General features: G+C 62.2%; 8 protein-coding genes. 3 read left to right on the top strand and 5 right to left on the bottom strand.

Annotated features, from left to right (window positions below):
* Window positions 1–17 precede the first annotated feature (17 nt).
* From PQR42_RS13805 to PQR42_RS13790, 4 genes are all read right to left on the bottom strand, one after another.
* Window positions 18–836 (bottom strand): ABC transporter permease subunit, encoded by an 819-nt coding sequence (locus PQR42_RS13805; RefSeq protein WP_408204312.1) that lies wholly within the window; start codon window positions 834–836, stop codon window positions 18–20.
* Entirely contained in the window at window positions 836–1,765 is a 930-nt protein-coding gene (locus PQR42_RS13800) for an ABC transporter permease subunit (RefSeq protein ID WP_408384256.1), read from the bottom strand. Before PQR42_RS13800 ends, PQR42_RS13805 begins: the two co-directional genes overlap by 1 nt.
* Window positions 1,762–2,928: an ABC transporter ATP-binding protein gene (locus tag PQR42_RS13795; RefSeq protein WP_408384258.1), complete on the bottom strand. Its 1,167-nt coding sequence runs from the start codon at window positions 2,926–2,928 to the stop codon at window positions 1,762–1,764. Before PQR42_RS13795 ends, PQR42_RS13800 begins: the two co-directional genes overlap by 4 nt.
* A gap of 90 nt (window positions 2,929–3,018) precedes the next feature.
* Window positions 3,019–4,119, bottom strand: coding sequence for a polyamine ABC transporter substrate-binding protein (locus tag PQR42_RS13790; protein WP_408384260.1), 1,101 nt, complete (start codon window positions 4,117–4,119; stop codon window positions 3,019–3,021).
* 520 nt (window positions 4,120–4,639) lie between these two features.
* On the opposite strand from PQR42_RS13790, the gene PQR42_RS13785 reads away from it, so the two are divergent.
* From PQR42_RS13785 to PQR42_RS13775, 3 genes are all read left to right on the top strand, one after another.
* A complete protein-coding gene (locus PQR42_RS13785) occupies window positions 4,640–5,944 on the top strand; it encodes an Nramp family divalent metal transporter (RefSeq protein ID WP_408384262.1) in 1,305 nt (434 codons plus the stop codon).
* Window positions 5,945–6,220: 276 nt separating this feature from the next.
* Window positions 6,221–7,552 (top strand): phospholipase A, encoded by a 1,332-nt coding sequence (locus PQR42_RS13780; protein WP_408384264.1) that lies wholly within the window; start codon window positions 6,221–6,223, stop codon window positions 7,550–7,552.
* 157 nt (window positions 7,553–7,709) lie between these two features.
* The gene (locus PQR42_RS13775) at window positions 7,710–7,913 is read left to right on the top strand and encodes a DUF1289 domain-containing protein (protein ID WP_310814890.1); all 204 of its coding nucleotides are present in this window, start codon (window positions 7,710–7,712) and stop codon (window positions 7,911–7,913) included.
* 137 nt (window positions 7,914–8,050) lie between these two features.
* On the opposite strand, the gene PQR42_RS13770 is transcribed toward PQR42_RS13775, so the two are convergent.
* Window positions 8,051–8,713: an OmpW/AlkL family protein gene (locus PQR42_RS13770; protein WP_408493650.1), complete on the bottom strand. Its 663-nt coding sequence runs from the start codon at window positions 8,711–8,713 to the stop codon at window positions 8,051–8,053.
* Between the last annotated feature and the right edge of the window lie 42 nt (window positions 8,714–8,755).

Below are 8,755 nucleotides of genomic sequence, written 5' to 3'. Positions count from 1 at the left end.
ACACAAACCCAAAAAAATCAAACCGCCATCACCGCCCGCTTCCTCTCGGCCCGCTGCATAAAATAATTAGCGGCCACGACCCCAACGGTGACCACCGCAATAAACAAAGTAGCCAAAGCATTCATCTCCGGATTCAACCCCAACCGCACGCGCGAGAAAACGACCAACGGCAAAGTCGTCGACCCAGGCCCAGACAAAAACGCCGACAACACCAGATCATCGATCGACAGAGTAAAAGACAGCAGCCACCCTGACACGAGCGCTTGAGAAATCAACGGCAACGTAATAAAGAAAAACACCCGCAACGGCGTAGCCCCAAGATCCAGCGCCGCCTCTTCAAGCGAAGGATGCAACTCCTTCACCCGCGACTGCACGATGATCGCCACATAAGAAATACACAGCATCACATGCCCGATCCAGATCGTGAAAATGCCACGTCCGGCAGGCCACCCCAACCACTTGGCCATTTCGATGAACAGCAGCAGCAGCGAGATCCCCTGAATCACCTCAGGAATCACCAACGGCGCATTGATCATCCCCGTATACAGCGTGAAGCCGCGAAACCGCCCCATCCGCGCGAGCACGAACCCGGCCCACGTGCCAATAACAACCGAAGCAAACGCCGTCAACAACGCCACCCGCAACGACAACCACGCCGCCGCGATCAACTCATCATCCTGTAACAACGCCGCATACCAGCGCGTCGAAAACCGCGTCCACACCGTGACCAGTTGCGATTCGTTGAACGAATACACAATCAGACTCACGATTGGCACATACAGAAACAGAAACCCGATCCCTAGGGCAAGCAACTGAAAAATCCGGTTCGGCTTCATCAGCGCCTTTCCTCCATCGCCTTCGCCTGCGCGTACTGGAAAAACGCCATTGGCACCAATAACAACAACACCATTGCGCACGTCACGGCGGACGCCATCGGCCAATCGGCATTGTCGAAGAACTCATTCCACATCACGCGGCCGATCATCAACGTATTCGCGCCGCCCAGCAATTCGGGAATCACGTACTCACCCACCGCCGGAATGAACACCAGCAGACAACCGGCGATGATGCCGTTCTTCGAGAGCGGCAACGTGATTTGCCAGAACGCCTTCCATGGCTTCGCGCCGAGGTCGTAGGCGGCTTCCAGCAGCGTCATGTCCATCTTCACCAGATGCGCGTATAGCGGCATGACAAGGAACGGCAAATACGAATAGACCATGCCGATATAAACGGCGGTATTCGTGTGATACAGCTCGATCGGCGTATGAATCAGCCCGATCGAAATCAAAAAGTTATTCAGCAAGCCGTTGTTCTTCAGAATCCCGATCCACGCATACACGCGAATCAGAAACGACGTCCAGAACGGCAGCATCACGGCCATCATCAGCAGATTGCGGCTGGCCGGATTCGATCGCGCGATGTAATACGCCATCGGATAGCCGATCAGCAAACACAACAGCGTCGAGATCGCGGCGACCACTACTGAATTCACATAGGTCGCGAAGTACAGACTGTCGGTTAGCAGAAACGCGTAATGCGACAAGTCGAGCGTGATGTGAATCGCGCCGTCCGCGAAGTTGGTCAACTCCGTGTAGGGCGGAATGCCGAGCTGCAAATCGGCAAAGCTGATCTTGACGACCAGCAGGAACGGCACGAGGAAAAACAGCAGCAGCCAGATGAACGGACCGGCCACCACCGCAGTGCGGCCAGTCAAGTTGAAACGCCGCACCGGCCAGGTGGCGAAAGAATTGAACGAGCGCTTCATGACGTCAGCACCACGCCGGCCGATGCGCTCCAGCGCACATACACTTCGTCGCCCCAGGTAGGCGGATCGATCTCGGTCAACGCGAGGCTCGTCACGTTCGCGATCACCGCTTTGCCGGCGTCGAGCTTCACGTGATAGAGCGAATAGCCGCCCATGTAGGCGATATTCGTGACGACGCCCTTGCCCCAGTTGTACGCGCCCTCAGGCGGTTTGCGCGTGAGGGCGATGCGCTCGGGCCGCACCGAAATCGTCACCGGCATGCCGAGCGGACCGGTGATGCCGTGGCTGACGTACAGGCGGCACGGCAGGTCCGGCGTTTCGATGAACACGTGATCGGGCTCGTCTTCGACGGTATGGCCTTCGAACAGATTCGTCGAGCCGATGAATTCGGCCGAGAAACGGCTATTCGGATACTCGTACACTTCGTGCGGCGTGCCGAGTTGAACGATCTCGCCTTCGCTCATCACGGCAAGGCGGCCCGCCATGGTCATCGCTTCTTCCTGATCGTGCGTCACCATCATGCAGGTCACGCCGACCTTGTCGAGAATGTTGACCAGTTCGATCTGGGTGCGTTGACGAATCTGCTTGTCGAGCGCGGACATCGGCTCGTCGAGCAGCAGCAGCTTGGGCCGCTTGACCAGCGAACGCGCGAGCGCCACGCGCTGCTGCTGGCCGCCGGAAAGCTGATTCGGCTTGCGCTTCGCGAAGCGCCCCATCTGCACGAGTTCGAGCGCGGTCTGCACGCGGTCTTTCAGTTCGGCCTTCGGCACGCCTTCCTGCTTCAGACCGAAGGCAACGTTCCCCTCCACCGTCATGTGCGGAAACAGCGCGTACGACTGGAACATCATGTTGACCGGCCGGCGATACGGCGGCAATTGCGCGAGGTCTTCACCATCGATCAGGATCTTGCCCGAGGTCACGCTTTCAAGCCCGGCCATCATGCGCAACAAGGTGGACTTGCCGCAGCCGGAACTGCCGAGCAGCGCGAACAGTTCGCCCTTCCTTACCGACAGGTTGACCCCTTTGACCGCCACGGTCTCGCCGAACTTCTTCACGACATCGACGATCTGGACGAAGTTCTCCGTGGCGTCGTCCGCAACGGCGTTCTGGTTCGGGGACGGCGCGACGGCCCCGGCCAGTGCGCCCGACTGGTCACTACTCATCACAATGCTTTACTCCGGCGTTTGACGAACAAAGCCCCCGGTGAACACCGAGGGCTTCATGATGATGCTTACCCGTTCACTGCCCGCGGGTCAGCGGCCGGACTTGAATTCAGTCCACAGCCGCGTTTGCAGCCGCTGGATTTCCGGCGGCAACGGCTTCAGCAGGAACAGGGTCTTGATGACTTCAGGCGGCGGATACACGGCCGGGTCGTTCGCCACGTCCTTGTCCACGTACTTGCGCGCTTCGAGGTTGGCGCTCGGGTAGTAGACGGCGTTGGTGATCGCGGCGTGAACCTGCGGCGTTTCGATGTAGTTGATCCACTCGAGCGCGGCTTCCTTGTTCTTCGCGTCCTTCGGAATCGCCATCACGTCGAACCACACCGGCGCGCCGCCCTTCGGAATGTAGTACTCGACCTTGTAGGCCTTCTTCGCTTCGACCGCGCGATGCTTGGCGATCACGACGTCTCCCGACCAGCCGTACGCGAAGCACACGTCGCCGCCGACCAGGTCGTTGATATAGCCCGACGAGTTGAACTGCGTGATGTACGGGCGGATCTTCTTCATCATCTCGAGCGCGGCGCGGTAGTCGGCCGGGTTCGTGCTCATCGGATCCTTGCCGATGTAATGCAGCGCGGCGGCGAACATCTGGTCCGGCGCATCGAGCACGGACACGCCGCAAGCCTTCAGCTTCGAAATGTTTTCCGGCTTGAAGAGGACGTCCCAGCTATCGAGCGGCACGTTCTTGCCGAGGATCTGCTGCGCCTTGGTGACGTTGTAGCCGAGGCCGGTCGTGCCGTAAGCCCAGGGCACCGTGAACTTGTTGCCCGGATCGGCGCCGGCGACGAGCGCCATCAGCGAGGGATCGAGGTACTTCAGATTCGGCAGCTTCGATTTGTCGAGCGGCGCGAAGATGCCGGCGGCGATCTGCTTGCCGGCGTAGTTGCTGGTCGGCACGACGATGTCGTAGCCGGAATTGCCGGTGAGGAGCTTGGCTTGCAGCGTGTCGTCGCTGTCGTAGTTGTCGTATTTGACCTGGACGCCGGTCTGCTTGGCGAAGTTCGGAATGGTGTCCTTGGCGATGTAATCGGACCAGTTATACACGTTCAGCTGCGTGTCTTTCGCAGCGGCCGTCAACCACGGCGTCGCGCACAAGACCAGCGCCGCCACCTGCCCCACTACCCGTCTTTTCATTCCGTTCTCCGATCCTGACCGGCCCGAGCCGGCCGTCTTCACCTACGCCGCGGCACTGCGCCCACGGCTCCCCTGAAAAACCCGAAAAGTACCATCAATTATTGCGCGCTCCAAAAAAAATGCCGGGCTGTCGCGCAAACGGTACAGCGCAAGCCGTACCGCTGGAAAATTGGCCGCAATTTTAGCGGGTTATGCGCGCGTGTCTACCCGAAAAAAACACCCGTACCGGCCGCGCTGTTATCTGGTTGTCAAGTTGACGCTGTGTAGGGCGCGCTGCGCTCGCGCAAACGGTGATGGCCGACGGCCGCATTCCGTGACTTTTATGCCGGACGGCTAAGGTCGAAGTGCACTCAAGCCGCGAAGCGTTCGACGGTGCACAATAGCTCTCGAAGGCTCTCACAGGCCGAGTGACGGCGCGCCGCAAATCGCGTTCGTGCGCCTCGGCCTCGACGCGCCGCCCGCCGCACGCGCAGCGGGCACGTGGCTTGCAAGAGGATGCAATCTTGAACCTCAGGCATCGATGAACACGAATCCGTTCGCATTGCGTCCCAATCGCCGCCGGCGTCTGCCGCGCGATGGGCCGGCACGTCCGCCGCACTGGTTCTCGTTCGTCGGCGCGGGCGCGTTGATCGCGGTCGGCTATATCGATCCGGGCAACTGGGCGACCGCGCTCGGCGCCGGCGCGGGCTACGGCTACCGCCTGCTCGGCATGGTGCTGCTGTCGAGCCTGATGGCAATGCTGCTGCAATGGCTGTCGTCACGCCTGGGTGTCGTGACCGGGCGCGATCTCGCGCAGGTCTGCCGCGAACGCACGGGCCGCCGCGGCACCCTCTTCCTGTGGCTGACCAGCGAGGTCGCGATCATCGCGTGCGACGTCGCCGAGGTGGTCGGCAGCGCCGTCGCATTGCAAATGCTACTTGGCGTGTCGCTCACGGTCGGGGTGCTGATGTCTGCGGTCTGCACCTTCGCGCTGCTCGCGCTCCAGCAGAAAGGCGGCCGCAAACTGGAAGCGGTGATCGCGGCGCTGATCGGCTTCGTCGGCCTGTGCTTCGTGGTCCAGCTTGCACTGGCGCGGCCGGACTGGCACGCGGCGCTTGCCGGCACGGTGCCGAGCGTCGAATTGCTGCGCAATGCGGGCATGGTGTGGCTCGCGGCGGGCATCGTCGGCGCGACGGTGATGCCGCACAACCTCTATCTGCACTCGGCGCTCGTCAAGCACCATGCGCCGGACGGCAGCGACGCGCAGATCAAGGTCGCGCTGCACGTCGTCAATCTGGATACCTTCGGCTCGCTTTCGTTTGCTTTCGTGATCAACGCGGCGCTGCTGATCGTGGCCGCCGCCGTGTTCTATGTGAGCGGCCATCGTGACGTGACCGATCTCGCGGATGCCCACCGCCTGATCGCGCCGCTCGTCGGCACGCATTGGGCCGGCATCCTGTTCGCGGCGGCGCTGCTCGCCTGTGGACTGAGCGCGACCGTCACCGGCACGCTGGCCGGCCAGGCGGTCATGGAAGGCTTTCTGCGCATCCGGCTGCCGCGCTGGAAGCGCGCCCTGCTGACCCGCGCGCTGGCGATCGGACCGGCGCTCTTCGCGGTCGCGCTATTCGGCCAGCACGGGTCCAATCAGTTGCTGGTGGCAAGCCAGGTGGTGCTGAGCCTGCAATTGCCGCTCGCGGTCGTGCCGTTGATCCGCTTCACGTCGGACGCCGCGCTGATGCGTGGCTGGCGCGTGCGCGGCGTGCCGCTCGTGCTCGCGTGGCTGTCCGCCGCGTTCATCATCATGCTCAACGGCGCGTTGTTGTGGCAACTGGCGTTCGGCAGCTGAACGACCGTTTTTCGACCAGGCTGTCAATGAATTGACTTTGTAAGTATTCTCTGAGTAGCTCGCCATGACCGGCGACGCTGCCCGCTGCCGCGGCGCGCCGGCCGTGCGGCCCGTTTCATCCCGGCTGCCGGGTTTCTTGCGGCAGCCGTTTTTGTGCCCATTTTTTGCGCCCTTCAGCGCTTCCGCTCGATCAATCCGGTGCGCCTTGCACGTGTCGTCATTCGATGCCTGCCGCGTCCGATTCGCTCGCTGCCCTTGCTCCAGGACGACAGCCCCATGCGCTTTGACGCCTCGATCGACCGCCTTGCCCGCCGCAACACCTTCCCTCCGTTTCGTCAACTCATGGCGCGCTTTTCCCGCGCCATGCTGCTCGCCACGCTCGTCGTCGGTGCTGTGCTGTCCGGCGAGGCGCGCGCGACCGTCGCGATGCTGCAACCCGCTCGCGTGGCCGCGGCCAACGAGCCGCTGCAGATCACGCTGCTCTACTCCGCCGACGACGCCAAACCTCTGACCATCACCGTCCCGCCGACCATCCGCGTGACGCTGAGCGCAGGCGAACAGTCGCCACAGCCGCTCGATTTGCAGCGCGAAGCGGGCGTGCCCGACACGTTGCATCTGCGGCCGGGTCAGTTCCGCAAGGTGCGCTTCTCGGCGCCCTGGCCGCAGTCGGCGCGTGGCGAGGTGCGCATCGACCCGGTGGGTTTCGATGCGTCGCCGGCGCTCGTCGCGATCAATCGCGGGCCGCGGCAGGACGCGATTGCCGAGGCGGAACGCGCGGAAAGCCAGGCGACCACGCCCGCTCAAGCCGCGGCGACAGCAGCCGTGGTCGGCGGCCCGACCGGCGACGCCATCGCGCCGCCCGGCGACTCGCTCGCGACCACGGGACGCGGCGTGCTTTCGCACCTGTCCTATTACGATCCGATGTACATCGCCTTCGGCCACAACGGCGACACGAACGCGCGGCTGCAATTGAGCTTCAAATACCGCATCCTGATACCGGACGATTTGCGCTCGAAGGCCTTCCTCGACAACCTGTACTTCGCGTACACGCAAACTTCGATCTGGGATCTGTCCGCCGATTCGCGCCCGTTCCGCGACACGACCTACTCACCGCAGTTGTTCTATTACGTGCCGGACACCGGCTGGCAGAGCCCGTTTTTCACGCGCATGGGTTTTGCGGCGGGCGTCGCGCACGAATCGAACGGCAAGGCCGGAGCGGACTCGCGCAGCATCAACATGCCATTCATCCGGCCGACATGGGAATTCGGCGATCTGACGGCCAACCATCTGACCGTGTCGCCGAAAATCTATTACTACGTCGGCACGAGCAGCAACCCCGATATCGCCGACTATCGCGGCTACGTCGACTTGCTGGTCAAATACGGCAGCCCGGACGGCTGGCAACTGGCGACCACGCTGCGCAAAGGCAGCAAGCACTGGTACGGCAGCGTGGATACGCAATTCACCTATCCGCTCGCCAAACTGCTGGGCAGCGCGTGGGGCGGCTATGTCTGGGTGGGCTACTTCAACGGCTACGGCGAGGACTTGCTCGACTACAACAACCGCCAGCACTGGATGGCGCGGATCGGCTACAGCATCGCGCGTTGATGCGGGCGAGCGCTATCGCGTCGAAACATGTGGCAAAACATGCGGCGGATGCTGCCAACCGTGCGCGAACCGCGGCCACGTCGTTCGCGCACGGCGGGGTGCACGGCGCGCATCGGTTAACATAGCGGAACTTCGCTTCTCCGCCCCAAGGTTTCCGATGGCTTCGAATCTCCATGATCTTCCCGACAGCCCGTGCATCGGCGTCTGTTCCACGCTGTTCGACGACGTCTGCAAAGGCTGCGGCCGCACTGCCGGCGAAGTGTCCAACTGGGTTTTCCTGAGCGACGAGGAAAAGCGCGCCGTGTGGGTTCGCATCGAGCAGGAAGGCACGGCTATGCGGTTTGCCAACGACAAGCTGTAGGCTTGCTTAGCCCGCTTCCGGTCGCATGTTTGCGGCCAGGTCGCGCTCAACGTTGAAACCCAAAAAGAAACGCCGGAATCTCCGGCGTTTTTGCATGGCGACTACGGCTGGCTAAGCGCGCAAGTGACGCGTGACAATCAGAACCGCATCCCGACACCCAAACCGACCACCACCGGATCGATGCTCAAGCGTCCAAGCGCCTGACCGCCGAGCGACGCATCCGTGTGCATCCAGATCTTCTTGATGTCCGCGTTGACGAACAAGGACTTGGTGACTTGCACGTCGACGCCGGCCTGCAACGCCGGTCCCCAACTGTGATTGGTGATCGAGATCGGCTGGCCGCCCGCGTTCAGGCCATTGTTATAGAACAGCGTGTAGTTGAGACCCGCGCCGACATACGGACGAATGCGCCCCGCGTGGTTGAAGTGATATTGCAGCAGCAGCGTGGGCGGCAACACGTTCACGCCGCCGAGACCGCCGAGGCTCGAAGTCACTTGATGCCGCGAGGTGCCGAGAATCAGCTCGACGCCGAGGTAGTCGCGGATCATGTAGGTCAGATCCAGCTCCGGCACGATGGCATTGTTCACGCCAACGTTGAGCGCGGTCAGCGATTGCGTGGTGCTCACGTTCGGCATGATGCTGATGGCGCGCAGACGCACGAGCACGTCGCCGGCGTGAATGCCGTTCATGGCGTCGTCGCCGGCGGCGTGCGCCTGCGGCGGGAGCGCGCCCGCGAACAGCAGGCTCGATGCGATGACGGCGGTTCTGATTCTGTTTCTGTTTCTGGACGAGTGCTTCATGTGCTTCCCCGGTTTGTTTGTTTGCATGCGGGGATTGTCGAA

Origin of the sequence: Paraburkholderia sediminicola (assembly GCF_046027355.1) — a bacterium.
GTDB classification, from domain to species: domain Bacteria; phylum Pseudomonadota; class Gammaproteobacteria; order Burkholderiales; family Burkholderiaceae; genus Paraburkholderia; species Paraburkholderia sediminicola_B.
The sequence above is the reverse complement of the archived record's forward strand: the minus strand, read 5'-3'. Positions and strand labels throughout refer to the sequence as shown.

Excerpts from the sequence above, each read along its gene's own strand:
- PQR42_RS13805 (WP_408204312.1), bottom strand. The coding sequence starts at position 836 with ATGAAGCCGAACCGGATTTTTCAGTTGCTTGCCCTAGGGATCGGGTTT.
- PQR42_RS13800 (WP_408384256.1), bottom strand. The coding sequence starts at position 1,765 with ATGAAGCGCTCGTTCAATTCTTTCGCCACCTGGCCGGTGCGGCGTTTC.
- PQR42_RS13795 (WP_408384258.1), bottom strand. The coding sequence starts at position 2,928 with ATGAGTAGTGACCAGTCGGGCGCACTGGCCGGGGCCGTCGCGCCGTCC.
- PQR42_RS13790 (WP_408384260.1), bottom strand. The coding sequence starts at position 4,119 with ATGAAAAGACGGGTAGTGGGGCAGGTGGCGGCGCTGGTCTTGTGCGCG.
- PQR42_RS13785 (WP_408384262.1), top strand. The coding sequence starts at position 4,640 with ATGAACACGAATCCGTTCGCATTGCGTCCCAATCGCCGCCGGCGTCTG.
- PQR42_RS13780 (WP_408384264.1), top strand. The coding sequence starts at position 6,221 with ATGCGCTTTGACGCCTCGATCGACCGCCTTGCCCGCCGCAACACCTTC.
- PQR42_RS13775 (WP_310814890.1), top strand. The coding sequence starts at position 7,710 with ATGGCTTCGAATCTCCATGATCTTCCCGACAGCCCGTGCATCGGCGTC.
- PQR42_RS13770 (WP_408493650.1), bottom strand. The coding sequence starts at position 8,713 with ATGAAGCACTCGTCCAGAAACAGAAACAGAATCAGAACCGCCGTCATC.